This window comes from Streptomyces sp. NPDC058985 (genome assembly GCF_042740985.1).
Lineage (GTDB): Bacteria > Actinomycetota > Actinomycetes > Streptomycetales > Streptomycetaceae > Streptomyces.
The window spans coordinates 204,093-228,027 of record NZ_JBHYJX010000003.1 but is presented as its reverse complement, the minus strand read 5'-3'; the positions used below and the strand labels follow the sequence as shown (position 1 = coordinate 228,027).

Sequence of the window (23,935 nt, the reverse complement as noted above, 5' to 3'; positions counted from 1 at the left end):
ATCCGGTCGGCTCAGCCGCGGACGCTGGCCAGGGATTCCCTGGCGGCGGCGGCCACGTGGCCGGCGGTGAAGCCGAACTCGGCGAACAGGGTCTCGGCGTCGGCGGAGGCGCCGAAGTGCTCCAGGGAGACGATGCGGCCCGCGTCCCCCACGTACCGGTGCCAGGTCAGGCCGATCCCGGCCTCCACGGCCACCCGGGCCCGCACGGACGGCGGCAGCACGCCCTCGCGGTACGCGCGCGGCTGCTCCTCGAACCACTCGACCGACGGCATCGACACCACCCGTGTGGGCGTGCCCTCCGCCTCCAGCGTCTCCCGCGCGGCCACCGCGAGCTGGACCTCGGACCCGGTGGCGATCAGGACGACGTCCGGGGTGCCGGTGGACGCCTCGGCGAGGACGTAGCCGCCGCGCGCCGCGTCCGGGTCGGGCTCGTACACCGGCACGCCCTGCCGGGTCAGGGCGAGGCCGTGCGGGGCCGGGTGGGTGGCGTGCCGCCGGAGGATCTCGGCCCAGACGGTCGCGGTCTCGTTGGCGTCGGCCGGGCGGACGACGTTCAGGCCGGGGATGGCGCGCAGCGCGGCCAGGTGCTCGACCGGCTGGTGGGTAGGGCCGTCCTCGCCCAGGCCGATGGAGTCGTGCGTCCACACGTAGGTCACCGGCAGCTGCATCAGCGCGGACATGCGCACCGCGTTGCGCATGTAGTCGGAGAAGACCAGGAAGGTGCCGCCGTAGACGCGGGTGTTGCCGTGCAGCGCGATGCCGTTCATCTCCGCGGCCATCGAGAACTCGCGGATGCCGAAGTGGATCGTGCGGCCGTACGGATCGGCCTGGGGGAGGGGGTTGCCCTCGGGGAGGAAGGACGACGTCTTGTCGATCGTCGTGTTGTTCGACCCGGCCAGGTCGGCGGAGCCGCCCCACAGCTCGGGCAGGACCGGGCCGAGCGCCTGGAGCACCTTGCCGGACGCGGCGCGGGTGGCGACGGACCTGCCGGTCTCGAACACCGGCAGGGTGTCCTCCCAGCCGTCGGGCAGCCGGCCGGCGACCACGCGGTCGAACAGTTCGGCGCGTTCCGGCTGCTCGCCGCGCCACGTGGCGATCCGCTTGTCCCAGGCGGCGTGCGCCTCGGCGCCCCGGTCCAGGGCCTCGCGGGTGTGGGCCAGGACCTCGTCCGCGACCTCGAAGGACAGCTCCGGGTCGAAGCCGAGGACGCGCTTGGTGGCGGCGACCTCGTCCGCGCCGAGGGCGGAGCCGTGGGAGGCCTCGGTGTTCCGGGCGTTCGGGGCGGGCCAGGCGATGATCGTGCGCAGGGCGATGATGGACGGGCGGCCGGTCTCGGCCCGCGCCGCGGTGAGCGCCTCGTACAGCGCGCGCACGTCGACGTCGCCGTTCTCGGCGGGCTGGACGCGGTGCACGTGCCAGCCGTAGGCCTCGTACCGCTTGAGCACGTCCTCGGAGAACGCGGTCGCCGTGTCGCCCTCGATGGAGATGTGGTTGTCGTCGTAGAGGAGGACGAGGTTGCCGAGCCGCTGGTGCCCGGCGAGCGAGGAGGCTTCGGCGGAGACGCCCTCCTGGAGGTCGCCGTCGGAGACGATCGCCCAGACGGTGTGGTCGAAGGGGGACTCGCCCGCGGGCGCCGCGGGGTCGAACAGGCCGCGCTCGTAGCGGGCGGCCATCGCCATGCCGACCGCGTTGGCCACGCCCTGGCCGAGCGGTCCGGTCGTCGTCTCCACGCCCGCGGTGTGTCCGTACTCGGGGTGGCCGGGCGTCTTGGAGCCGTGTGTGCGGAAGGCCCTGAGGTCGTCCAGCTCCACCTCGTACCCGGCGAGGTAGAGCTGGGTGTAGAGGGTCAGGGACGTGTGGCCGGGGGAGAGGACGAAGCGGTCACGGCCGGTCCACTCCGGGTCGGCGGGGTCGTGCTGCATCACCTTCTGAAAGATCGTGTACGCCGCCGGGGCCAGGGCCATCGCCGTGCCCGGGTGTCCGTTCCCGACCTTCTGCACCGCATCGGCCGCCAGGACGCGGGCGGTGTCGACGGCACGCCGGTCGAGTTCGGTCCATGCGAAGCGGTCCGCGCTGTCCACTGTCTGCGTGCTCATCTTCAAGAAATCCTCGATCGGAGCGGGATACCTGGCCTGACGCGTTCAAACTTAAAAGTCTGACTTTTGAGAGGGAAGGTCGTCCTGTGCCAGCCTGTGGTGAAACTGGGACACGCCCCGGGCCCGGGGCGCACGGGCGGGACGGCACGAGAAGGACATGGCGGACGAAAACAGCCAAGACGGCGGCGACGGCAGCGGCGGCGACGGGATCAGAACGTTCCCCTTCCCGGTCGATCTCAGCCTCCTCGGCGTCGGTATGCAGATCGGTCCCATGGGCGCCGGCCGCACCTGGCACGCGCACGCCCCGCTGCACCGCGTCCACCGCATCGACTTCCACGTCGTCATGCTCTTCACCGGCGGCCCGGTCCGGCACATGATCGACTTCACCGAGTACGAGGCCACGGCCGGCGATCTGCTGTGGATCCGGCCCGGACAGGTCCACCGCTTCTCGCCGGACAGCGAGTACCGCGGAACCGTGCTGACCATGCAGCCCGGCTTCCTGCCGCGCGCCACCGTGGAGGCCACCGGCCTCTACCGCTACGACCTGCCCCCGCTGCTCCGCCCCGACGAGGCGCGGCTGGCCGGCCTCACCGCCGCCCTCGGTCAACTGCGGCGCGAGTACGAGGACGCGACGACCCTGCCGCTCAGCCTGCACACCGCGGTGCTGCGCCACACGCTCTCCGCGTTCCTGCTCCGCCTGGCCCATCTGGCCGTCAGCTCCGCCCAGGCGGCCCGCGAGGGGCGGGCGGACACGCCGTGGGACACGACCTTCACCCTGTTCCGCGAGGCGGTCGAGCGGGGCTTCGCCACCAATCACAGCGTCAGCGCCTACGCCGACGCGCTCGGTTACTCCCGCCGCACCCTCGTCCGCGCGGTGCGCGCGGCCACCGGAGAGACGCCCAAGGGGTTCATCGACAAGCGCGTGGTCCTGGAGGCCAGACGGCTCCTCGCCCACACCGAGATGCCGATCGGCCGGGTCGGCGCGGCGGTCGGCTTCCCGGACGCGGCGAACTTCTCCAAGTTCTTCCAGCAGCACACCGACCAGACGCCGGCGGCCTTCCGCGCCGAGCTGCGCTGAGCGGCCGGTCGCCGGCGCCTGCGGACGTACGACGAAGGGGCCCCACGGTGTGTGGAGCCCCTTCGCCCTCCTGCGGGGGGCTTGTTGGCCGGGTTGTGGCCGGGCCGCTCGCGGCTCAGCGGCCGAAGCTGAACCAGTTCACGTTCACGAAGTCGGCGGGCTGCCCGCTGCTGAACGTCAGATACACGTCGTGGGTGCCCGTCACCGAGCCGATGTTCGCCGGGATCGTGCGCCAGGACTGCCGGCCGCCCGTGCTGCCCACGGCGAAGCTGCCGACCGGCGTACTGGTGCGGCTGTCCAGGCGCACCTCCACCAGCCCGCTGACGCCGGCCGGGGCGCCGCTCGCCACCCGGGCCTTGAACTGCGTGGCCGGTGTCGAACCGAAGTCGACGCCCTTGTACTGAACCCAGTCCCCGTTGGCGAGGGCAACCGAGGTTGCGACCGCCGCCCGCGGCCGAACTGCCCTCGGTCACGGTGCCGGACTGGGCGTCGTACGACTCGGCCTCGACGGCGCTGTAGGCGTCGCGGCCGCCGCCGAAGGCGTCCGGGAAGCCGCCGCCCATCGCCACGTTGAGGATGATGAAGCAGCCGTGGTCGGTGGCGTTCGCCCACGTCGTCGCGTCGACCTGGTTGGCGCGGACGGTGTGGAAGTTGTTGCCGTCGACGCAGAAGCGGATCTCCTCCAACCGCGCGGCGCACGGCAGGGTCACGAGCACCGCCCGGGATCCTCCGTGCCCCGGCTGCCCGCCGCGGCTTCCGGGCGCCACCCCAGAGCCCGGGAGATCCCCCGCGCCGCCACCCGCACGGCCGGGACGAGCGCCGGCACCCGGGCACCGGCGTGCGGTACGACGACCGAGACGGCCGCGGTCACCGTCCCGTCCGGGCCGTACAGGGGAGCGGCCACCGACAGCGCGTCGTCGGTGACCTGACGGTCGCTCACCGCCGCGCCCGTGCGCCGCACCTCCGCCAGCACCCGGCGCAGCAGCCCCGGGTCGGTGATCGTGTACGGCGTGAAGGAGGCGAGCGGTCCCGCGCGGTACGCCTCCTGGAACTCCGGTTCGCCGTGCGCGAGCAGGGCGAGTCCGACCCCTGTGGCGTGCAGCGGCCAGCGGGCGCCGACGCGGATGTGCACGCCGACCGACGAACGGCCCGCCAGCCACTCGATGTAGACGACCTCGCCGCCGTCCCGCACCGCCAGCTGCACGTTCTCGTGCGTCGCCTCGTACAGGTCCTCCAGGTACGGCAGCGCGACCTGCCGCAGCGCGAGGCCGCGCGGGGCGAGCGCGGCGACCTCCCACAGCCGCAGGCCCACGTGGTAGACGCCCGACGGGTCCCGTTCCAGCGCGCCCCACCGGGTCAGGGCGCGTACCAGCCGGTGCGCGGTGGTCAGACTCAGCCCGGCCCGGCGGCTGATCTCCGTCAGGGACAGCGCCGGGTGCCCGTGGTCGAAGGCGGCGAGGACGGAGAGCAGTCGTTCGGGCGCGGTGGGGGTGTGCTCGGCCGGGCTGGGGCGGGAGCGAGGGAGGTCGGTCATGGCCGGGCGTCCTCCGGAGGGGAGGGGACGAGAAGGGGGAGGATTGCGGGGTCGAGCGTACGGGGCCCGCCGGGGAGGTGACAGGCCCCAGCCGCGTATCGACTCCAGGGTGCACACGGGAGGGAGGCCGGCACCCCTGCTGCGGCGGTCCTGCAGGTCAGGTGGATGATGTAGCGGACATGGCAGGGAAGGGGCGGGGATGGCGCACTGGACGGTGGAGAGACAGGGGGCGACGGCTCCTGCGGGGCCGGAGCGGGTCGGCGGCGCGGGCTGGACGGCCGCGTGGCTGACCGGGGCGGTCACGCTGGCGGCGGAGGGCGCGCTCGCGCTGGTCGTCTACTTCCTGGCGGGCTTGCGGGACGAGCACTACTTCGCCGCAGGCCTCCCGGCCTACGTCGGGTATCTCCTCGTGACCGTGGTGACCGTGGTCATGCTCGGCCTGGCGGCGTTGATCGGATCGGCGGCGGCCGTCCTGCCGGTCGTGCGGCTGTCGCGCTGGTCGGCCCGCAGGACCGGGCGGCCGGAGACGGTGCGCCGGTCTCTGGCCGCCTGCGGGGTGTTCGCCACGGTGGCCGCCGTGTGCTCCGGGGTTCCGACGGGGCTGCTCGGCGGCGGTTGGACGGTGCTCCCGCTGGTTCTCGTCGCGGCTTTCCTCGGCCTGGTGCCCGCCGTCCTGTGCGCACGGGCCGTGACCGTCATGCGCGGCACCGGTCGGCGGTTCGGTCTGGCCGGGGTGGTGTCCGTCTGCGGAGTGACGTTGCCGGCGGTGGTCCTCGTCGGTGGCCTGGTGGCCTACGGGACCGGCCTGATCCAGCTGTACGAGCCGCCACGGCTCACCGCCGCGAAGCTCGTGGGTACCTGGACCGACGACCAGGGCGGCACCCTCGTCCTCCGGGCGGACGGCACCGCGGTGGCCGACGATCTGGGGGCCCGTACCGCGGAGCCGGCGAACGACGGGGACGCCCCCGAGCAGTGCGGTGGCTCCGGCTCGTGGACGCGGAGGGAATCGCCGTCCGGAACCCCGCAGCTCGATCTCCGGGTCAGCGGCTGCATGGAGGGCATCGACTGGCATTCCGGCGGCACCGAGGAGAAGCCCGTCCTCTTCTACTGGATCGGCGACCCGGATTCACTCGACCGGTACACCTTGCAGCGCAGTTCGACAGCGCCGTGATCAATAGCGCCGTGATCATAGCGGGCGGGGCGAAGGCGAGGCCGACGACCTGTCCGGCGGCCACGAGAAGGCGGCACCGGCACCGAAGCGGGCCGGCGCGCCTCCGCCGACCCGCATGGCGCAGGCCATCGCCCGACGCCGGAACCTGCCCGGTCAAGGCGAGGCACTCGCCGACGAAGTCGCCCGCGAGATCCTCAGCGGGACCCGCACCTTAGGCCGGAGCCCCCGCGGCCGGGTCCGGTGCGGGGACGTCCAGCGGGCGGGCGGACCGTGCCGCGAGCGGGACCGGGGCCACCGGGGCGGGCGCCTGGGCCGGACCGGCGGTGAGGTCCGTGCGCTGCGGGGGCAGCGACACCGGCCGCAGCGGGCGCGGGCCGGACACCACCGAGTAGTCCTGGCCAAGGAACGGCGGCTCCAGCTCGCCCGGGTCGTCGCCCAGGGCCAGCCGGACGGCCGCCCACGGCACGTTGACCCCGCACAGCGCCAGCTGGTGCAGCCCGCCGGCCGGCCGGGTGTTGACGTCCATCAGGACCGGCCGGTCCCCGTACATCCGGAACTGCACGTTGGACAGGTGGTGCAGCCCGAAGGCCTCCGCGATCCGCCGCGCCGGCGCCAGCCACTGCTCGTGGAGCGTGAAACCGCGGCGGCGGCCGTTCTTGGTCCGGCCGACCGCGAGCCGCACCCGGTTGTCGGGGCCGGTGAGGCAGTCCACCGACACCTCCGGCTGTTCGAGCCGCGGCATCACCAGCCAGTCGACCGGCTCCTCGGCCGCCCGCAGCGCCTCCACGACCAGCGGGAGCGGGACGGACGGGCTCGGAAACCCGTTCAGGTGCGCGAGGGAGAAGGGGTCCCGGGTGACCATCCGGAAGCCCACGCCGCCCGCGCCGGAGGCCGGCTTGAAGCACGCCCGGTGACCGTGCGCCTCCAGCTCCTCCACCGCGAGGACGAGTTCGTCGGCCGTGCGGACCCGCCACCACGGCGGCACCGGCACGCCGATCGCGCGGACCGCCTCGTAGGCGATCACCTTGTCCTGGAAGACCGCCACCGCCTCCGGGGGCGGCGCGAGCAGCGCGGTACCGGCCGCCTCGAACTCGGCGCGGTGGGCCACGATCGCGGACTGGTGCAGCCGGGGCACGAACACGTCGATGCCGCGTCGCGCGCACTGGGCCAGGGCGTACTCGACGTAGCCGGCCGGGGACAGCCCCTCCGGCTCCAGGTCGGCGGTGTCCGCGGCGGCCAGCACCGGGGAGTCCGGGTCGCCGTGCGTGGCATGGATCTCGACGGCCCGGTCGGCGGGATTTCTGCGCAGCTGATCCATGAAGAAGACGTTCTCCGCGTACGTACGGTTGAGCCAGACGCGTACGGGAGAAACCATGCAAGCCGCCTTTCGGGGTTCGCGGGCACGGCGAAGCGGGCCGTGCCCGGCCAGGGGATTGGAGGGACACCGGGGCCGCTCTGCGTGAAGGGAGAGTCGTGGCGGTGGTGTTGGGGCGATCATAGGGGTACCCGCGCCCCCGAGCGCAACGAGCGTCACACGGATGCTCCGGGCCGGGGCGGGCCGCTCTTGTGACGGGGTGGGGGATGTGATCTCGTGGCGTGCAAACGCGCACGCCGAAGGGGTGGGGGATGACGTCGACGTCCGGTGGCCGGGGAGAGCTGTGGGCCATCAGCGACCTGCACGTCGGATACGCGGAGAACCGGGCGCTGGTCGAGAAGATGCGGCCCGGCTCCGACGACGACTGGCTCCTGGTCGCCGGTGACGTCGCGGAGACCGTCGCCGACATCCGCTGGGCCCTGGGCACCCTCGCGGACCGCTTCCGCCGGGTCGTCTGGGCCCCCGGCAACCACGAGCTGTGGACCCATCCCAAGGACCCGGTCACCCTCCGCGGCGTCGCGCGCTACGAACACCTGGTCGAGGTGTGCCGCGAGCTGGGCGTGACCACACCCGAAGACCCCTACCCGGTGTGGGAGGGGGCCGGCGGTCCGGCAGTCGTCGCACCGCTGTTCCTGCTCTACGACTACTCGTTCCTGCCCGACGGGTGCGCCACCATGGACGAGGGGCTGGCGTACGCGCACGGCACCGGCGTGGTCTGCAACGACGAGTTCCTGCTGCACCCCGACCCGTACCCGAGCCGCGAGGCCTGGTGCCGGGCGCGGGTCGCGGACACCGAGCGCAGACTGGCCGCGCTCCCGGCGGAACTGCCGACGGTCCTCGTCAACCACTACCCCTTGGACCGTCACCCCACCGACGTCCTGTGGTACCCCGAGTTCGCCATGTGGTGCGGTACCGACAGGACCGCCGACTGGCATCGCAGGTTCCGGGTCGCCACCATGGTCTACGGGCACCTGCACATCCCGCGGACCACCTGGCACGAGGGCGTCCGCTTCGAGGAGGTCTCGGTGGGCTATCCGCGCGAGTGGCGGAAGCGGACCGGTCCGCCGGGGCAACTGCGCCGCATCCTGCCGTCGCCGGTGTCCGAGGAGGTGTCCCCTTGACCGCTCCCCTGATCGAGGAACTGCTGCCCGGCACGGTCGTGGCCGTGGAGGCGCGCGGCCTCGACGACACCGGGCACCTCCCGCTCCTCCCGGAGGAGGAGCCGCTGATCGCACGGGCGGTCGCCAAGCGGCGGCGCGAGTACACCGTGGTCCGGTCCTGCGCGCGCCGGGCCATGGAGAAGCTCGGCGTGCCCGCGCAGCCCGTGCTGACCGGGGAACGCGGTGCGCCGCGCTGGCCGGCCGGGCTGACCGGGAGCATGACCCACTGCGACGGCTACTGCGCCGCCGCACTGGTCCGCCTCACCGACCTGGCCTCCCTCGGCATCGACGCCGAACCCGACGGGCCCCTCCCGGAGGGCGTCCTGGAGGGCGTGGCGCTGCCCGCCGAGGTGGAGCGGCTGCGGCTGCTGGCCGAGCGACGGCCCGGCATCCACTGGGACCGGCTGCTGTTCAGCGCCAAGGAGTCGGTCTACAAGGCGTGGTTCCCCCTCACCGGGCTGTGGCTGGACTTCTCCGAGGCGGACATCGAGCTGACGGTGGACCCGGTCGATCCGCGCCGCGGCACCCTGCGCGCCGCCCTCCTCGTGCCCGGCCCCACCGTGGGCGGGCGGCGCGTGACCCACTTCGACGGCCGCTGGAACGCCCGCGACGGCCTGGTCGCCTCGGCGGTCACGGTGCCGCACGCCTGAGGGGGCGTCAGGGGTGGGAGCACCAGCTTCTCAGCAGCCGGAAGAACTCCCCCTCGTTCCCCGTGAGGCCCGCCGCCTGCAGGGCGCGGTCCGCCTCGGCGAGTACCGAGGGCGGGACGATCGGCGGGCGGGCGGTGCCGGGCGGTCCCGGCGCGGTGTCGAAGCCGGCCCGCACCGTGTGCAGGAGGCGCAGATAGGCCTGCACGGCGGCGCGCTCGTGGTCGGTCAGTACGGTGGCGGTGGTCATCGCCCGGCTCTCCCCACAACGACGTCGGCGGTCACGTGCCCCCGCACGGCGGTGGCACCCTTCCAGCTTGCCGTCCACCACTGACAATCCCGCCGGACCGCGCCCCGCGCACCGGCCGGTACCGCCCGCCGGGGGCCGTCAGCCCAGGTAGCCGAGCGACGCGCCGATCCGCCCCGCCAGATGGTCCCGCTGCACCGGACCGCGCCGCGCCGAACCCGCGAGCCACGTCCGGCACTTGCTGGCGAGCAGCAGACCGAAGGCCTCCGCCTCCTTCTCCTCGGCGAGGTCGAAGTGGGAGCGGGCGGCGACCGCGCGCACGGTGGCCCGCAGTGCCTCCTCGTCCCGGTCCGCGCCGTCCCCGTCCAGCAGCCGCGCCGCCACCGTGGCGCCCTCGACGTGGTGGCCGCGGTGCCCGGCCTTCATGTGCCACAGCTCATGCCCGAGGATCACCAACTGGTGTTCCGGCGCGGTGCGTTCCTCGACGACGACCAGGTCCCGGTCGGCCATGTCGAGCCACAGTCCGCTGGCGGTCCCGGGAGGAAAGGCGGCCATGCGGAACACCACGGGACGGCCCCGCCGCCGGCTCATCGCCTCGCACAGGGCCGCGTACAGCTCGGTGGGCCGCGCCGGTGCGGTCAGGGCCAGCTCCTCGACCAGCTCGCCGCACAGGCGGCGCATCTCCTTGCCGATGCCCACGGTTCTCCCCACGCTCACGACGGGCTCACGACTCGGGCCGCTTGACGCTCTCCAGGAGCATGTCCAGCCACTCGGCGACCTTGTCGCGGTGCTGGTCGGTGGGCAGTTGGGCGGCGCGCCAGGCGATGCCGCGCACCCCGTGGTCCTGCAGCAGCCGCTCCAGCGGGTCGTCGGCGACGGCCGCCGCCCTCCGCTCCCGGTCGGCGAGCTGCTGGAGCAACTCCTGCTCGGTGTGCTGGAGGGCGCCCACGAGCGCCTCGGGGTCCTCGGCCGTGAGGAACCCGGCGTGCACCCGGAAGAAGCGCTGCAGGGCGTCGCAGTGCTCCATGGTCGGCCGCCGGTCGCCGTTGATGAGCGCGCCCGCCTGCTGCCGCGACATGCCGGCGCCGTCGGCGATCTCCTGCTGGGTGTACTTGCGGCCGTTCGGCTTCAGCCGGGTGCGGCGCAGCAGATCGAGCCGCTGCAGGAAGCGCGTCTGCACATCGGGCTCCCCCGCGGGCCGTCCGCCGAGCAGGGCGCCGACCACGGGCTCGGGGACGCCGGAGGCCGCGGACAGCCGGCCGACGTCGAAGACCTCGGCGTGCGGCACACCGAGCCGGTCCGCGAGCGCGGCGACCCGGGCGACTACGGCGGCCGGCGCGGTGGCCGGCATGGCGCCCGGATCCTCGAAGCCACCCGTCACCGACAGCTCCCCTATGTCTCTCACAGGCCTCACAGGCTTCTCACAAGCGGTTGCCGTGAACTCCCGGAGAGTAGCCTGCCGCTCGAACTCACATCCAGGTCTCGCCACAACTGTGGCCTATTTCAGTCGTCAACAGGCACGAAATGCCACGATAGTTGACACGCCTCGCGTCGGGGCACCAGGATCGGGACGCCGCGAGAAGGCCGCATAGGCAAGAGGGGTGACCTCCCGATGGCATTTCAGGCAGGAGGGCAGCGGCCGGCGCCGCCGCCCGGCCCCACGACCCCCGAGACCCAGGCGTATCTCCAGGACTACACCGCCCTCCTGGACGCCGTGCCCTTCCCTTCTCTCGTCGTCGACCACCGCTGGGACGTGGTGCTGGCCAACGGCGCCTTCCGGACACTCTTCCGGGGTGCCGGACCGCACCCGACGGCCATGCCGGACGACAACTTCCTGCGCTTCGTGCTCTTCCACCCGGACGCCGCCGAGGTGCTCGGCGAGCACGAGTCGAGCTGGTGCCTGCCCATGCTGGCGCACTTCGCCGCCACCCTGGAGCGGTACGGCCACGACCCCGGCCTCCAGGCGGTGCGCCGCGACATCGCCCAGGATCCGATCATGGAGGCCGCCTACCGCCAGGGTCTGCCCCACTGGGTCCGCGCCGTCGGCGCCCGGGCCGTCGAACACGACGGAGCCGTACGGCCGCTGCACCACCCCGACCCGCGCCGCGGCACCACCGAGTGCCGGATCGTGGTCGAAACGCCCGCGGCGCTGGCGGAGTTGGGGTACACCCGGCTGACGCTCGTGCTGCGCGAGCCGCGCCGCACCCCGCACCGCCCGCAGCGCGCCCGCCGCACCACCGCCTCCCACCTGAGGGTCGTCCCGGTAGCCGAGTGAACGGCGGTACGGCCGCCCGCGGCACTGTTCCCAGACACTGTGGTGTGTGACATAGTACTGGCGTGACGGAGTCGCTGACCTGCGATGTCGTAGTGGTCGGAGCCGGGATGGTGGGCGCGGCCTGTGCCTTGTACGCCGCCCGCGAGGGGCTCGACGTGATCGTGGTGGACCGTGGCCACGTGGCCGGCGGCACCACCGGAGCGGGGGAGGGCAACCTCCTCGTCTCGGACAAGGAGCCCGGCCCCGAACTGGACCTCGCCCTGCTCTCCGCCCGCCTGTGGACCGCGCTCGCCGGGGAACTGGGCCGGGAGGTCGAGTACGAGCCCAAGGGCGGAGTCGTCGTCGCCGCCATCCCCGAGGCACTGACCGGCCTGGAGACGTTCGCCGCGGGGCAGCGGGCGGCCGGGGTGGAGGCGGTGTCCGTGCCCGCAGACCGGCTGCCCGACCTCGAACCCCACCTCGCCCCCGGCCTGGCGGGCGCCGTGCACTATCCGCAGGACGCCCAGGTCATGCCCGCCCTGGCCGCCGCCCACCTGCTGCGGGCGTCCGGCGCCCGGCTGCTCACCGGCCGCACGGTGACCGGCTTCCTGCACGCCCCGGACGGCGCGGTGCGCGGGGTGCGCACCGACCGGGGCGTACTGCACGCCCCGGCGGTCGTGAACGCGGCGGGGCCGTGGGGCGGCGAAGTGGCCGCGCTGGCGGGCGTACGGCTGCCGGTCCTGCCCCGGCGCGGCTACGTGCTCGTCACCGAACCCCTGCCGCCCCGGGTGCGGCACAAGGTGTACGCGGCGGACTACGTCGCCGACGTGGCCAGCGACTCGGCGGCCCTGCAGACCTCACCGGTGGTCGAGGGGACCGCCGCGGGGCCGGTGCTCATCGGCGCCAGCCGGGAACGGGTCGGCTTCGACCGCTCCGTCTCCCTCCCGGCGCTGCGGGCCCTGGCCTCCGGCGCGACCCGGCTCTTCCCCTTCCTCGCACGGGTCCGGGCCCTGCGCGCGTACGCCGGGTTCCGCCCGTACCTGCCCGACCACCTGCCGGCCATCGGCGCGGACCCCAGGGTGCCCGGCCTCTACCACGCGTGCGGGCACGAGGGCGCCGGCATCGGCCTGTCCACCGGCACCGGGCACCTGATCGCCGGGCTGCTGACCGGCGCGCGGCCCGCCCTCGACCCGGCCCCGTTCCGCCCCGACCGCTTTCCCGAGGAGGTCCGGTGAATCCGCTGCGGCTGGTCCGGGCGCGGCCCGCGCCCCCCTTCACGGTCACCGTCGACGGCCGGCGGACCGAGGCGCTGCCCGGCCGGACGGTCGCCGCCGTGCTCTGGGCGGCCGGCGTCAGCTCCTGGCGCACCACGCGGGGGTCGGGCCGCCCGCGCGGGGTGTTCTGCGGGATCGGGGTGTGCTTCGACTGCCTGGTCACCGTCAACGACCGCCCGAACCAGCGCGCCTGCCTGGTGCCGGTGCGGCCCGGCGACGTGATCCGCACCCAGGAGGGCACGGGCCATGCGGACTGAACTCGTGGTGGTCGGTGCGGGTCCGGCCGGGCTCGCGGCGGCGCTGGCGGCGGACGCGCGAGGGGTGCGGGTCACCGTCCTGGACGGCGCGGACGGGCCGGGCGGGCAGTACTTCCGGCAGCCCGCCGCCGCGCTGGACGCCCGTCGGCCACGTGCGCTGCACCACCAGTGGCGCACCTGGGAGCGGCTCCGGGACGGACTCGCCGCCGGCGGCGTGCGCGTCCTGCCGGACCATCATGTCTGGTACGTGGAGGCGAGGTCCGGTGCCTTCACCGTGCACGCGTTGCTCGGCCCCGAGCAGGAGGAGCCGGTCGCCGTGCGCGCCGACGCGGTGCTGCTCGCCACCGGCGGCTACGAACACGTCCTGCCCTTCCCCGGCTGGACACTTCCCGGCGTCGTCACGGCCGGCGGCGCCCAGGCCATGCTCAAGGGCGGCCTCGTGGTACCCGGACGGACCGGCGTCGTCGCCGGGACCGGGCCGCTGCTGCTGCCCGTGGCAACCGGCCTCGCGGCAGCCGGGGTGCGGGTCGCGGCGCTCGTGGAGTCGGCCGGCCCGCGCGACGTCGCCCGGCAGGCCCGCGACCTGGCCGGCAAGTTCCCCGAGGCCGCCGGATACGCGGCCCGGCTGCTGCGCCACCGCGTCCGCCCCCGCACCCGGCACACCGTCGTCCGCGCCCACGGCGACGACCGCCTCACCGGTGTCACCGTCGCCGCCCTCGACACCGAGGGACGCGTGCGGCGCGGCACCGGACGGTACCTGCCCTGCGACACCCTGGCCGTCGGCCACGGCATGCTCCCGCACACCGACCTCGCCGACGGGCTCGGCTGCCGCCCGGACGGACCGACGGTGGCCGTCGACGCCGAGCAGCGCACCAGCGTCCCCGGCGTGTGGGCGGCGGGGGAGGCGACCGGTGTCGGCGGCGCCGGGCTCGCGCTCGCCGAGGGGCACATCGCCGGACGTTCGGTCGCCGCCCGGCTGCGCGGCACCGAGCCCGACCCCGCCGGATGGGCACCGGCCGCCAGGACCCGCGCCCGGCTGCGGCGGTCCGCGGACGCCCTCGCCGCCGCCTTCACCCCACCCGCCGCCTGGACCGGGCGGATCACCGACGACACCCTCGTCTGCCGGTGCGAGGAGGTCACCGCCGGTGCCGTCCGCGAGGCCGTCGACGAGCTGGGCGCGGGCGACGTCCGCACCGTGAAGCTGCTGACCCGGGCCGGGATGGGCTGGTGCCAGGGCCGGATGTGCGGTGCCGCCGTCGCGGGCATCGCCGGATGCGAAACCGCGCCCTCCCGGCGGCTGTTCGCCCGCCCCGTACCGCTGGGCGTCCTCGCCCGCCCGGAACCCGGATTGCGAGCAGAGAACCCCGAACCACGAGACGAGAACCCCGAACCACGAGCAGAGAACCCCGAACCGCGAGCAGAGAACCCCGAACCGCGAGCAGAGAGCCCCGAACCGCGAGGAGAGAACGCCGAACCGCGAGAAGAGAACCCCGAACCGCGAGAAGAAGGCCCCCAACATTCCGGGAGAGGACCCTCATGACCGACCACCGTCCCTGGCGCGGCGTCCTCGTCGCCACCGCGCTCCCGCTCCACGACGACCTCTCCGTCGACCACGACGCCTACGCCGAGCACTGCGCCTGGCTCGTCGCGAGCGGCTGCGACGGCGTGGTCCCCAACGGCTCCCTCGGCGAGTACCAGGTGCTCACCCCCGAGGAGCGCGCCCGGGTCGTCGAGACCGCGGTCGCCGCGGTCGGCGGGCAGCGCGTCATGCCCGGCGTCGCCGCCTACGGGTCCGCCGAGGCCCGCCGCTGGGCCGAGCAGGCGGGCGAGGCGGGCTGCGGGGCGGTGATGCTGCTGCCGCCCAACGCCTACCGGGCCGACGAGCGTTCCGTCCTCGCGCACTACGCCGAGGTCGCCCGGACCGGGCTGCCCGTGGTCGCCTACAACAACCCCGTCGACACCAAGGTCGACCTGGTGCCCGAGCTGCTGGCCCGACTGCACGGCGAGGGACACGTCCAAGGGGTGAAGGAGTTCTCCGGCGACGTCCGCCGGGCCTACCGCATCGCCGAACTCGCCCCCGACCTCGACCTGCTGGCCGGCGCCGACGACGTCCTGCTGGAGCTGGCGATCGCCGGGGCGAAGGGCTGGATCGCCGGATACCCCAACGCCCTGCCCGCCGCCAGCGTCGAGCTGTACCGCGCGGCCGTCGCCGGCGACCTGGCCACGGCCGAGCCGCTCTACCGGGAGCTGCACCCCCTGCTGCGCTGGGACTCCAAGGTCGAGTTCGTCCAGGCCATCAAGTTGTCCATGGACCTCGCCGGGCGACGCGGCGGCCCCTGCCGGCCACCCCGCGTGCCCCTGCTGCCCGCGCAGGAGGCCGCCGTCCGCGCCGCCACCGAGAAGGCCCTCGCGGCCGGACTGGCGTAGCGAAAGCGCGAGGAAGGGAGCACCATGCGCAGCAAGCTCGTCCTGCACGCCGTCGACTCGCACACCGAGGGCATGCCCACCCGGGTGATCACCGGCGGCATCGGCACCATCCCCGGCGCGACCATGAACGAACGGCGGCTGTACTTCCGCGCACACCGGGACGACGTCAAGCGGTTGCTGATGAACGAGCCGCGAGGGCATGCCGCCATGAGCGGTGCGATCCTCCAGCCACCCACCCGGAGCGACTGCGACTGGGGCGTCGTCTACATCGAGGTCTCCGGCTACCTCCCCATGTGCGGCCACGGCACCATCGGTGTGGCGACCGTCCTGGTGGAGACCGGCATGGTGGAGGTCGTCGAACCTCTCACCACGATCCGCCTCGACACCCCCGCCGGGGTCGTCGTCGCCGAGGTCGCGGTGGAGGGCGGCGCGGCCAGGGCGGTGACCCTGCGGAACGTTCCGTCCTTCGCCGTCGGCCTCGACCGCGAGGTCACCCTGCCCGACGGCCGGACGGTGACGTACGACCTCGCCTACGGCGGGAACTTCTACGCGATCCTGCCGGTGGAGCGGCTCGGGCTGCCCTTCGACCGGTCCCGCAAGGACGACATCCTCGCCGCCGGTGTGTCCCTGATGGCGGCGATCAACGCCGGGGGCGAACCCGTACACCCCGACGACCCGTCCATCCACGGCTGCCACCATGTCCAGGTGACCGCACCCGACTCCACCGCCCGCCACTCCCGGCACGCCATGGTGATCCACCCCGGCTGGTTCGACCGCTCGCCCTGCGGCACCGGCACCAGCGCCCGCATGGCACAGCTGCACGCCCGGGGCGAACTCCCGCCGCACACCGAGTTCGTGAACGAGTCCTTCATCGGCACCCGGTTCACCGGACGGCTGCTCGGCACCACCGAGGTCGCCGGGCACCCGGCCGTCCTGCCCAGCTTCACCGGCCGCGCCTGGATCACCGGAACCGCCCAGTACCTGCTGGACCCCGAGGACCCCTTCCCGGCGGGGTTCGTGCTGTGACCGCCTCCGGTCCCGCGCTGCCCGTCCTCGGCGGCCGCAAGCCCAGCCACCGCGAGCGGGTCGTCGAGGCGCTGCGCGCCGCCCTGATCGCGGGCGAACTGCGCCCCGGCGAGGTCTACTCGGCGCCCGGCCTCGCCGCCCGCTTCGGTGTCTCCGCCACCCCCGTCCGCGAGGCGATGCTCGACCTGGTCAGGGAGGGCCTGGTCGACACCGTGCCCAACAAGGGGTTCCGCGTCACCGCCGTCTCGGAACGGCAGCTGGACGAGTACACCCACATCCGCTCGCTCATCGAGATCCCGACCACGACCGGGCTCGCCACCACCGCCGACACCGTCACCCTCCAGGCGCTGCGCCCCGTCGCCGAGGAGATCGTCACCTCCGCACTGGCCGGTGACCTCATCGCGTACGTCGACGCCGACCTCCGCTTCCACCTGGGCCTGCTGGAACTCGCGGGCAACGCCCACCTGGTGGAGGTCGTACGGGACCTGCGCCGCCGCTCCCGGCTCTACGGGCTGACGGCGCTGGTGGAGCAGGGGCGGCTCCAGGCGTCGGCGGAGGAGCACCTGGAGATCCTCGACGCGCTGCTCGCCCGCGACGAGGAGGCCGTGCGCGCGGTGATGACACGGCACCTGGGACACGTACGAGGGCTGTGGGCGGCCCCGGGTCAGTGAGACGGCGGCGCGTCGCTCTTCACGGGAGAGGGCGTCCCCCGTTTCGCCGCCTGGATCTGCTCGTACACATGGGTGCGCAGCTCGGCGAAGCGCGGGGACACCCGGGTGTGCACCTGGTCCCGCTCGGCCGGCAGGTCGACCTTCAGCTGCTCGCGCACGACCGTGGGCGAGGCGGACAGCACCACCACCCGTTCGCCCAGGTAGACGGCCTCGTCGATGTCGTGGGTGACGAACAGGACGGTGATCCCGCGCTCCCGCCACAGCCCTCGCACCAGGTCCTCCAGGTCGGCGCGGGTCTGCGCGTCGACCGCCGCGAACGGCTCGTCCATCAGCAGCACCCCGGGCTCGTACGCCAGCGCCCGCGCGATGGCCACCCGCTGCTGCATGCCGCCGGAGAGCTGCCAGGGGTAGGCCCCGGCGGCGTCCGCGAGGCCGACCGAGGCCAGCGCGTCCGCGACCAGTTCCCGGCGCCGCGCCCTGCCCAGGTCCTTCTGTCTCAGGGGCAGTTCGACGTTCTCGCCGACCCGCATCCACGGGAAGAGGCTGCGCCCGTACTCCTGGAAGACGAACGCCATTCCGGGCGGCGGGCCGTCCACCCTCCGGCCCGCCAGGAACACCTCCCCGGCCGTCGGTTCGAGCAGCCCGCCCACACACTTCAGCAGCGTCGTCTTGCCGCAGCCCGACGGGCCGACCAGACAGACCAGTTCCCCCGCCGCCACGGTGAAGGTCAGGTCGCGCACCGCCTCCACACGCCGCCCCGACCCCTCGTACACCTTCTTCAGGCCGCGTACGTCGAGCATGGACCGTCCTTTCGACAGACGTCACGGGGACCGCCGGGCGGCGGCGCGCAGGCCGTGGTACCAGCCCAGCGCCCGCCGTTCGACCAGCTGGAAGAGGACCGAGAGCACGAAGCCGAGCAGACCGAGCAGCAGGATGCCGGTCCACATGCCGGGGATCGCGAAGGACCGCTGGAACTGCACGATGGTGAAGCCGAGCCCGTTGCTCGCCGCGAACATCTCGCTGATCACCATCAGGATGATGCCGATCGACAGCGCCTGCCGCAGCCCCGCGAAGATCTGCGGACTCGCCGCGCGCAGCACCACGTGCCGCAACCGCGCGACGCCCGTGACGCCGTAGCACCGGGCCGTCTCCGCCATCACCGCGTCGACCGCCCGGACGCCCTCCACCGTGTTGAGCAGGACCGGCCAGACGCAGCCGGCCGCGATGACGACGATCTTCATGGTGTCGCCGATGCCCGCGAACAGCATGATCACCGGCACCAGCACGGGCGGCGGCACCGCCCGCAGGAACTCCAGCACCGGCTCGCACACCGCCCGCACCCGCCGGTGGGAGCCGACCAGGGTGCCGGCCGCCACGCCCGCGACGGCCGCGAGCGCGTAGCCCGCCGCGAGCCTGAGGACGCTGGGCAGTACGTCACCGCGCCAGCGCTCGCCGGTCCACACCTCGGGGAAGGACTCCAGGATGGTGCGCAGCGGCGGCCAGTACACGTCCTGGCTGCCGGCCGACGACACCCACCAGACGGCCACCAGCACCAGCGGCAGCGCGAGCGCGAGGACCAGCCGCGACAGCACCCGCCTCACACCGCCACCTCCCCGCGCACCGACTGGTGCCAGGCCAGCGCCCGCCGCTCCACCGAGCGGGCCCCCACGTTGATCAGCAGCCCCAGCAGACCGGCCACGACGATCAGCGCGTACATCTCGGGCACCGCCTGCGAGGTCTGCGCGACGGCGATCCGGGCCCCGAGCCCCGGCGCGCCGATGACGAGTTCGGCGGTGATGGCGAGGATCAGCGCGACCGCGGCCGCCAGCCGCACCCCGGTCATCACGTACGGCAGCGCGGTCGGCCACAGCACGTGCCGGATCCGCGCCCAGGTGCCCAGACCGTAGGACCGCGCCGTCTCCTCGGCGACCGGGTCCACGTCCCGGACGCCGTACAGGACCTGGATCAGCACCTGCCAGAACGCCGCGTACACGACCAGGAGCAGCACCGACCGCAGTCCGGTGCCGTACAGCAGGACCGCCAGCGGGATCAGCGCGACCGACGGGATCGGGCGCAGGAACTCGATCGTGGACGCCGTGGCCTCGCGCAGGTACGGCACCACGGAGAGGACCACGCCGGTGACGCTCCCGGCGACGGCCGCGATCGCCAGGCCCAGCGCCCAGCCGGTGAGGGTGTCGCCGAGCGCCGTCCAGAAGGCGCCGTCCGCGACCTCGGTGCCGAGCGCGTCGGCGATCCGGCTGGTGGGCGGGAAGTACTCCTCCTTCACCAGGCCGAGCCTCGGCACCGCCTCGCCCAGCGCGAGGAAGGCCGTGAGCCCGGCCGCACCGAGTGCGGCGTTGCCACCCCTCACGGCAGCAGCTCGTCCAGGTCGGGCGACTCCTTGAAGAGGCCGTCCGCCTCGCCGAGCCGCGCCAGTTCCTCGATGGCGGCGCGGTTCGGCTCGGCCGGCCACTTCGGCAGGGTCACCTTCGCCAGCACGTCCGCCGGGATCTTGGTGTAGGTGGTGACGATCTCGCGCACCTCGTCCGGGTGGGCGTCGGCGTAGGCGAGGGACTCGGCGGTGGCCTCCTGGAAGCTCTTCACCACCTCCGGGTTCTCCTGCGCGTACCGCGTGGAGGTGAAGTACATGGCGACGGTGAGCTTCGGAGCGATGTCGATCATGGGGGAGGCGATCTCCCGGCCGCCCTGGCTCTTGACGGTGGCCAGCGCCGGTTCCACCACCATCGCCGCGTCGATCCGGCCGGCGTCGAGCGCGGCGGGCATCTGGTCGAAGGCCAGCTCCACCAGCTCCACCTCGTCCGGGTCGCCGCCCGCCTCGCGCACCGAGGCCCGCACCGCGGTCTCGTTGATGTTCTTCAGCGTGTTGATGGCGACCTTCTTGCCCTCCAGGTCCTTCGGCGACTTGACCGGGCTGTCGCCCTTGACGGTCAGCGCCTCGAAGTCCTTGCCCACCTCTCCGGTGGAGGCGATGCCGTTGGCCACCGCCTTCACGGGCACGCCGTTGGACTGGGCGATCATCAGGGACGTCATGTTGCTGAAGCCGAACTGGAACTGACCGCTGACCACGCCGGGCACGATCGCCGCGCCGCCCTGCGCACTGGCGAACGACAGCTGCAGCCCCCGCTCCTCGAAGAAGCCCTTCTTCTGCCCCAGGTACAGGGGCGCGACATCGACGATCGGGATGAGGCCCACCTCGACCGAGGTGGTGGAGCCGGACGAGCCGGCCCCGTCCGGCCCCCCGGAGCCGTCGGACGATCCGCACGCCGTCGCGGCGGCTAGGACGGACACGGCCGTGAGGCCGACGAACAGACGACGCATGGCTCCTCCTGTGGGACCGGACCGGGTACTCCGACAGGTTGTGCGCAGACAGCACGAACGTGCTCAGCGGGAACGTAGGGCCGCCGGGGAGTCCGGGTCAATGGGCTTGGCACGATGGGCCGTTGCTGATTCAACCGTGGCTCGTTGACACCGCGCGCGGCGCACTCATAGCGTGCGCAGCGCGTACGGTCGTTCGTGCAGCCCGTCCCGCCGCGCGGCTCGCCGTGCGGCCTTCGCCGGAGGCCAGATGTCCGAAGACGCGCCCCGCGCCCCGCACTTCGTGAAGTCCTTCGAACGCGGCCTGGCCGTCATCCGGGCCTTCGACGCCGACCATCCGGCCCTCACCCTGAGCGAGGTCGCCCGCGCCTGCGACCTGACCCGCGCCGCCGCCCGCCGCTTCCTGCTCACCCTGGCCGACCTCGGCTACGTCCACACCGACGGCCGGCGCTTCCGCCTCACCCCGCGGGTGCTGGAGCTGGGCTACTCCTATCTGGCGGGCTTCACGCTGGCGCAGCTCGCCGAGCCGTACCTGGAACAACTGGTGGCACAGGTACGGGAGTCGTCCTCGCTGTGCGTCCTGGACGGCGACGACGTCGTGTACGTCGCGCGGGTCCCGACCAGCCGCATCATGACCGCGTCGATCACGGTGGGCACCCGCTTCCCGGCGCACCTGACCTCCGTGGGCCGGGTGATGCTCGCCGATCTGCCGGACGCCGAGATCGAGACCCGGCTGGCCCGCGCCGACCTGCGCCCGCACACCGCCCGCACCCTCGCCTCCGTGGACGCCCTGCGCGCCGAACTGCGCCGGGTGCGCCGCCAGGGCTACGCGCTGGTCGACCAGGAGCTGGAGGACGGCCTCAGATCCGTCGCCGCACCGGTGCGCGACCGGGACGGCGAGGTGCTGGCCGGGGTGAACATCGCGGTGCACGCCGGCCGCAACTCCCTGGAGTCGGTCCGCCGCGACCTGCTGCCGCACCTCCTGGCGGCCGTCGCCCGGATCGACGCCGACCTGCGGATCACAGGTCCAGCACGAGCCGCCGGCCACGACAGCGGGACACGCAGATGAGCATCGTCTCCCCGGCCGCCCGCTCCTCCTCGGTGAGCACCGAGTCCCGGTGCTCGGGCTCGCCCGACACGACCTCGGTCTCACAGGTGCCGCAGGTGCCCTCCGTACAGGAGAACAGCACCTCGACGCCGGCTGAGCGCACCGCGTCCAGGACCGACACGTCCGGCTCCACGGCGACCGTGCGGCCACTGCGGGCGAGCACCACCTCGAACCCCGGGCCGGGGTCGGCCGGTTGCGCCTGCGCGGGGGAGAACCGCTCCACGCGCAGCCTTTCCGCCGGGCAGCGCTCCCCGATCGCATCCAGCAGCGCACCGGGCCCGCAGCAGTAGACGAGGGTGTCGTCGGTCAGGCCGTCGACCACGGGTGAGAGGTCCAGCCGCCCCGACTCGTCCTCGGGAACGAGCGTGACCCGGTCGCCGTACCGCTCCAGCTCACCGGTGAACGCCATGCCGGCCCGGGTGCGTCCGCCGTACAGCAGGCTCCACTCGGCGCCCGCCTCCTCGGCGGCGGCCAGCATCGGCAGGATCGGGGTGATGCCGATGCCTCCGGCGACGAAGCGGTAGCGGCGGGCGGCCTCCAGGCGGAAGTGATTGCGCGGCCCGCGCACCCGCACCCGGTCACCCAGCTTCAATTCCTGGTGCACGTACGCCGATCCACCCCGGCCGGCACGCTCGCGCAGTACCGCGATCCGCCACACCGCCCGGTCGGCCGGATCGCCGCACAGCGAGTACTGCCGCTCCAGGCCCGGGCCGAGGGCGATGTCGACATGGGCGCCCGGCTGCCAGTGGGGCAGCTCCTCGCCCCGGGGGTGGCACAGGGTCAGGGCGAGCACGTCCTCCGCCGCCACCTGCCGCTGCCCGACGACGAGTTCGGTCTCGTGCGAGGTCATGAGCCGCTGCCCGTGGGCCGGTGCCCGCGCGGGTGCGCGAGCATCCACTCCCACATCGCGACCGGATCCTCGGCCGTGTGCTCGGCGCCGCAGTGACAGGTGCCGTGCAGGACGTCGGTGCCGGGCAGCCAGTCGACGCGGTAGACCTCGCCGGGGCGCGCGCTCACCGGGCCGCCCGCTCCGCCGGCCGCCCGCCCTCGTCGGCCAGCCGGGCCAGGATGCGGCGGGCGGCGAGGCCGCCGGTGTCGATGTTGATGCTCAGCTCCTGGTAGCCGCTGCGCTCGGTGCCGAGCGAGCGCTGGAGCAGGTTGAGCGCGTCCACGTCCTGCATGACGACCGTGTGGTTGTTCTTCCGCAGGAACTCGGTGACCTCGGCGTCGTCCGTCGCCCAGTCCCGGGAGACCGCCCAGAAGTCGTACACCTTCCCCTCGGCGGACGGTGTGATCGCGTAGGTGATCTCGGTGTGGAAGCCGTCCGGGTCGCCGCCGTCGGGGGCGGGCGGCACACCGGTCGGGGCGACCCTGCTGTGCAGCAGGTACAGGCAGGGCGCGTGGTACTCGATGTCCTGCCAGCGGTCGATGCGGCCCCGGACACCCGTGGACTTCGCGTAGAACGGCGGGCACTCGGCGTCGTCCATGTGCCGGCTCACCCGGACGATCCCGGCGCCCTCGTCGACCTCCGTGGTGATCGGCGTCTCGGCGACCTCGGGCGTACCGATGTAGCCGCCGTGCAGATACGTCTCGTGCGAGAGGTCGAGCAGGTTGTCGACCAGCAGGCCGTAGTCGGCGTCGATCGGCTCCATGCCGCGGACCGTGACCCAGCCGGGGGAGTCGAGGTGCCGGGCGCGCGGTATCGCCTCCGGGTCGGCGGCGGCGGGGTCGCCGATCCACACCCACACCAGGGAGTCCCGCTCGGCCACCGGGTAGGAGGCGACACGGGCCGTGCGCGGGACGCGTTTCTGGCCCGGCACGTACACGCAGGTGCCGGTCGGGTCGTAGGTGAAGCCGTGGTACCCGCACACGATCCTGTCCCCGTCCAGCCGTGTCGGCGCCTCGGAGAGCGGAAAGCGGCGGTGCACACAGCGGTCGTGCAGGGCGACCGGCGCGCCGTCCCGCGTGCGGAAGAGGACCAGCGGCTCACCGAGGACCGTGCGTCCCAGCAACTCCCGTCCCACCTCGTGGCGGTAGGCGGCGACGTACCACTGGTTCCTGGCGAAGGCGGTCGTGTGCGGCATGGGCGCTCCCGTCGTCGTCGACGTCGTGTGGCTCACACCATGGCGGCGCGCCCCCACCCCGGCAAGGAGCCCTTCCGTCCAGCGGAAACCTTCCGCCGGACCGCCCGCCCCGCGAAGTTACCCGTGCGTTCCGCACGTCGGAGTGATGACAGCGGTAACTGTCCGGAGCGGTACGCCGCGTGACAGCGTC

General features: G+C 73.6%; 25 protein-coding genes and 1 pseudogene. 12 read left to right on the top strand and 14 right to left on the bottom strand.

The window, feature by feature from the left end:
• Positions 1-11: 11 nt before the first annotated feature.
• Positions 12-2,096: a transketolase gene (gene tkt, locus ACFW01_RS04110; RefSeq protein ID WP_234956873.1), complete on the bottom strand. Its 2,085-nt coding sequence runs from the start codon at positions 2,094-2,096 to the stop codon at positions 12-14.
• A gap of 157 nt (positions 2,097-2,253) precedes the next feature.
• Here tkt and ACFW01_RS04105 point away from each other — a divergent pair, with 157 nt between their 5' ends.
• Entirely contained in the window at positions 2,254-3,174 is a 921-nt protein-coding gene (locus ACFW01_RS04105) for an AraC family transcriptional regulator (protein ID WP_234956874.1), read from the top strand.
• A 115-nt stretch (positions 3,175-3,289) separates the two neighbouring features.
• On the opposite strand, the pseudogene ACFW01_RS04100 reads toward ACFW01_RS04105, so the two are convergent.
• Both ACFW01_RS04100 and ACFW01_RS04095 read right to left on the bottom strand, forming a co-directional pair.
• A pseudogene (locus ACFW01_RS04100) lies at positions 3,290-3,857 on the bottom strand (carbohydrate-binding protein); the annotation flags it as partial.
• A gap of 23 nt (positions 3,858-3,880) precedes the next feature.
• Positions 3,881-4,708 carry an IclR family transcriptional regulator gene (locus ACFW01_RS04095; protein ID WP_234956875.1) on the bottom strand — a complete coding sequence of 276 codons (828 nt, stop codon included), beginning with the start codon at positions 4,706-4,708 and terminating at the stop codon, positions 3,881-3,883.
• A gap of 199 nt (positions 4,709-4,907) precedes the next feature.
• On the opposite strand from ACFW01_RS04095, the gene ACFW01_RS04090 reads away from it, so the two are divergent.
• Positions 4,908-5,879, top strand: coding sequence for a hypothetical protein (locus tag ACFW01_RS04090; protein ID WP_234956876.1), 972 nt, complete (start codon positions 4,908-4,910; stop codon positions 5,877-5,879).
• 211 nt (positions 5,880-6,090) lie between these two features.
• On the opposite strand, the gene ACFW01_RS04085 is transcribed toward ACFW01_RS04090, so the two are convergent.
• Complete coding sequence (locus ACFW01_RS04085; protein ID WP_234956877.1) at positions 6,091-7,254, bottom strand: ATP-grasp domain-containing protein; 1,164 nt, start codon at positions 7,252-7,254, stop codon at positions 6,091-6,093.
• A 251-nt stretch (positions 7,255-7,505) separates the two neighbouring features.
• On the opposite strand from ACFW01_RS04085, the gene ACFW01_RS04080 reads away from it, so the two are divergent.
• Positions 7,506-8,375 carry a metallophosphoesterase gene (locus tag ACFW01_RS04080; protein WP_234956878.1) on the top strand — a complete coding sequence of 290 codons (870 nt, stop codon included), beginning with the start codon at positions 7,506-7,508 and terminating at the stop codon, positions 8,373-8,375.
• 8 nt (positions 8,376-8,383) lie between these two features.
• Positions 8,384-9,064, top strand: coding sequence for a 4'-phosphopantetheinyl transferase superfamily protein (locus ACFW01_RS04075; protein ID WP_234956983.1), 681 nt, complete (start codon positions 8,384-8,386; stop codon positions 9,062-9,064).
• 7 nt (positions 9,065-9,071) lie between these two features.
• Here ACFW01_RS04075 and ACFW01_RS04070 read toward each other — a convergent pair whose 3' ends face one another.
• From ACFW01_RS04070 to ACFW01_RS04060, 3 genes are all read right to left on the bottom strand, one after another.
• Positions 9,072-9,311 carry a hypothetical protein gene (locus ACFW01_RS04070; protein WP_234956879.1) on the bottom strand — a complete coding sequence of 80 codons (240 nt, stop codon included), beginning with the start codon at positions 9,309-9,311 and terminating at the stop codon, positions 9,072-9,074.
• A gap of 138 nt (positions 9,312-9,449) precedes the next feature.
• On the bottom strand, positions 9,450-9,989 hold the full coding sequence (locus ACFW01_RS04065; protein ID WP_234956984.1) for a toxin-antitoxin system, toxin component: 540 nt from the start codon (positions 9,987-9,989) through the stop codon (positions 9,450-9,452).
• Between the two features lie 43 nt (positions 9,990-10,032).
• Entirely contained in the window at positions 10,033-10,689 is a 657-nt protein-coding gene (locus ACFW01_RS04060) for a helix-turn-helix transcriptional regulator (RefSeq protein ID WP_125489821.1), read from the bottom strand.
• Positions 10,690-10,920: 231 nt separating this feature from the next.
• On the opposite strand from ACFW01_RS04060, the gene ACFW01_RS04055 reads away from it, so the two are divergent.
• The 7 genes from ACFW01_RS04055 to ACFW01_RS04025 all read left to right on the top strand — a co-directional run bounded on the left by ACFW01_RS04055 (position 10,921) and on the right by ACFW01_RS04025 (position 17,217).
• Positions 10,921-11,583, top strand: coding sequence for a hypothetical protein (locus tag ACFW01_RS04055; protein ID WP_234956880.1), 663 nt, complete (start codon positions 10,921-10,923; stop codon positions 11,581-11,583).
• 62 nt (positions 11,584-11,645) lie between these two features.
• Positions 11,646-12,797: an FAD-binding oxidoreductase gene (locus ACFW01_RS04050; RefSeq protein ID WP_234956881.1), complete on the top strand. Its 1,152-nt coding sequence runs from the start codon at positions 11,646-11,648 to the stop codon at positions 12,795-12,797.
• Positions 12,794-13,093, top strand: a complete 300-nt coding sequence (locus tag ACFW01_RS04045) for a (2Fe-2S)-binding protein (protein WP_234956882.1) — start codon at positions 12,794-12,796, stop codon at positions 13,091-13,093. Before ACFW01_RS04050 ends, ACFW01_RS04045 begins: the two co-directional genes overlap by 4 nt.
• Positions 13,083-14,633 (top strand): NAD(P)/FAD-dependent oxidoreductase, encoded by a 1,551-nt coding sequence (locus tag ACFW01_RS04040; RefSeq protein WP_234956883.1) that lies wholly within the window; start codon positions 13,083-13,085, stop codon positions 14,631-14,633. The genes ACFW01_RS04045 and ACFW01_RS04040 overlap by 11 nt, the downstream gene beginning before the upstream one ends.
• Positions 14,630-15,520, top strand: a complete 891-nt coding sequence (locus ACFW01_RS04035; protein ID WP_234956884.1) for a dihydrodipicolinate synthase family protein — start codon at positions 14,630-14,632, stop codon at positions 15,518-15,520. Before ACFW01_RS04040 ends, ACFW01_RS04035 begins: the two co-directional genes overlap by 4 nt.
• Before the next feature lie 24 nt (positions 15,521-15,544).
• The gene (locus ACFW01_RS04030; protein WP_234956885.1) at positions 15,545-16,546 is read left to right on the top strand and encodes a proline racemase family protein; all 1,002 of its coding nucleotides are present in this window, start codon (positions 15,545-15,547) and stop codon (positions 16,544-16,546) included.
• The gene (locus ACFW01_RS04025) at positions 16,543-17,217 is read left to right on the top strand and encodes a GntR family transcriptional regulator (protein WP_234956886.1); all 675 of its coding nucleotides are present in this window, start codon (positions 16,543-16,545) and stop codon (positions 17,215-17,217) included. The genes ACFW01_RS04030 and ACFW01_RS04025 overlap by 4 nt, the downstream gene beginning before the upstream one ends.
• Here ACFW01_RS04025 and ACFW01_RS04020 read toward each other — a convergent pair.
• Genes ACFW01_RS04020 through ACFW01_RS04005 form a run of 4 tightly spaced genes read right to left on the bottom strand, consistent with a single transcriptional unit; the run spans position 17,211 to position 20,556 of the window.
• Complete coding sequence (locus ACFW01_RS04020) at positions 17,211-18,017, bottom strand: ABC transporter ATP-binding protein (protein WP_234956887.1); 807 nt, start codon at positions 18,015-18,017, stop codon at positions 17,211-17,213. The genes ACFW01_RS04025 and ACFW01_RS04020 overlap by 7 nt on opposite strands.
• Before the next feature lie 21 nt (positions 18,018-18,038).
• Entirely contained in the window at positions 18,039-18,818 is a 780-nt protein-coding gene (locus tag ACFW01_RS04015; protein ID WP_234956888.1) for an ABC transporter permease subunit, read from the bottom strand.
• On the bottom strand, positions 18,815-19,588 hold the full coding sequence (locus tag ACFW01_RS04010) for an ABC transporter permease (RefSeq protein WP_234956889.1): 774 nt from the start codon (positions 19,586-19,588) through the stop codon (positions 18,815-18,817). Before ACFW01_RS04010 ends, ACFW01_RS04015 begins: the two co-directional genes overlap by 4 nt.
• Complete coding sequence (locus ACFW01_RS04005) at positions 19,585-20,556, bottom strand: ABC transporter substrate-binding protein (protein WP_234956890.1); 972 nt, start codon at positions 20,554-20,556, stop codon at positions 19,585-19,587. Before ACFW01_RS04005 ends, ACFW01_RS04010 begins: the two co-directional genes overlap by 4 nt.
• Before the next feature lie 247 nt (positions 20,557-20,803).
• On the opposite strand from ACFW01_RS04005, the gene ACFW01_RS04000 reads away from it, so the two are divergent.
• On the top strand, positions 20,804-21,622 hold the full coding sequence (locus ACFW01_RS04000) for an IclR family transcriptional regulator C-terminal domain-containing protein (protein WP_234956891.1): 819 nt from the start codon (positions 20,804-20,806) through the stop codon (positions 21,620-21,622).
• Here the strand turns inward: ACFW01_RS04000 and ACFW01_RS03995 are convergent.
• The 3 genes from ACFW01_RS03995 to ACFW01_RS03985 are packed head-to-tail and all read right to left on the bottom strand — an operon-like array spanning position 21,573 to position 23,745.
• Positions 21,573-22,511, bottom strand: a complete 939-nt coding sequence (locus ACFW01_RS03995; protein ID WP_234956892.1) for a PDR/VanB family oxidoreductase — start codon at positions 22,509-22,511, stop codon at positions 21,573-21,575. The two genes, ACFW01_RS04000 and ACFW01_RS03995, sit on opposite strands and share 50 nt — an antisense overlap.
• Positions 22,508-22,678, bottom strand: coding sequence for a hypothetical protein (locus tag ACFW01_RS03990; protein WP_234956893.1), 171 nt, complete (start codon positions 22,676-22,678; stop codon positions 22,508-22,510). Before ACFW01_RS03990 ends, ACFW01_RS03995 begins: the two co-directional genes overlap by 4 nt.
• On the bottom strand, positions 22,675-23,745 hold the full coding sequence (locus ACFW01_RS03985) for an aromatic ring-hydroxylating dioxygenase subunit alpha (protein WP_234956894.1): 1,071 nt from the start codon (positions 23,743-23,745) through the stop codon (positions 22,675-22,677). The genes ACFW01_RS03990 and ACFW01_RS03985 overlap by 4 nt, the downstream gene beginning before the upstream one ends.
• Positions 23,746-23,935: the final 190 nt, after the last annotated feature.

Coding starts and splice junctions, on each gene's coding strand:
- ACFW01_RS04040 (WP_234956883.1), top strand. CDS start 13,083: ATGCGGACTGAACTCGTGGTGGTCGGTGCGGGTCCGGCCGGGCTCGCG.
- ACFW01_RS04095 (WP_234956875.1), bottom strand. CDS start 4,708: ATGACCGACCTCCCTCGCTCCCGCCCCAGCCCGGCCGAGCACACCCCC.
- ACFW01_RS04080 (WP_234956878.1), top strand. CDS start 7,506: ATGACGTCGACGTCCGGTGGCCGGGGAGAGCTGTGGGCCATCAGCGAC.
- ACFW01_RS04090 (WP_234956876.1), top strand. CDS start 4,908: ATGGCGCACTGGACGGTGGAGAGACAGGGGGCGACGGCTCCTGCGGGG.
- tkt (WP_234956873.1), bottom strand. CDS start 2,096: ATGAGCACGCAGACAGTGGACAGCGCGGACCGCTTCGCATGGACCGAA.
- ACFW01_RS04005 (WP_234956890.1), bottom strand. CDS start 20,556: ATGCGTCGTCTGTTCGTCGGCCTCACGGCCGTGTCCGTCCTAGCCGCC.
- ACFW01_RS04085 (WP_234956877.1), bottom strand. CDS start 7,254: ATGGTTTCTCCCGTACGCGTCTGGCTCAACCGTACGTACGCGGAGAAC.
- ACFW01_RS04020 (WP_234956887.1), bottom strand. CDS start 18,017: ATGCTCGACGTACGCGGCCTGAAGAAGGTGTACGAGGGGTCGGGGCGG.
- ACFW01_RS04035 (WP_234956884.1), top strand. CDS start 14,630: ATGACCGACCACCGTCCCTGGCGCGGCGTCCTCGTCGCCACCGCGCTC.
- ACFW01_RS03995 (WP_234956892.1), bottom strand. CDS start 22,511: ATGACCTCGCACGAGACCGAACTCGTCGTCGGGCAGCGGCAGGTGGCG.
- ACFW01_RS04070 (WP_234956879.1), bottom strand. CDS start 9,311: ATGACCACCGCCACCGTACTGACCGACCACGAGCGCGCCGCCGTGCAG.
- ACFW01_RS04000 (WP_234956891.1), top strand. CDS start 20,804: ATGTCCGAAGACGCGCCCCGCGCCCCGCACTTCGTGAAGTCCTTCGAA.
- ACFW01_RS04055 (WP_234956880.1), top strand. CDS start 10,921: ATGGCATTTCAGGCAGGAGGGCAGCGGCCGGCGCCGCCGCCCGGCCCC.
- ACFW01_RS04105 (WP_234956874.1), top strand. CDS start 2,254: ATGGCGGACGAAAACAGCCAAGACGGCGGCGACGGCAGCGGCGGCGAC.
- ACFW01_RS04030 (WP_234956885.1), top strand. CDS start 15,545: ATGCGCAGCAAGCTCGTCCTGCACGCCGTCGACTCGCACACCGAGGGC.
- ACFW01_RS04065 (WP_234956984.1), bottom strand. CDS start 9,989: ATGCGCCGCCTGTGCGGCGAGCTGGTCGAGGAGCTGGCCCTGACCGCA.
- ACFW01_RS03985 (WP_234956894.1), bottom strand. CDS start 23,745: ATGCCGCACACGACCGCCTTCGCCAGGAACCAGTGGTACGTCGCCGCC.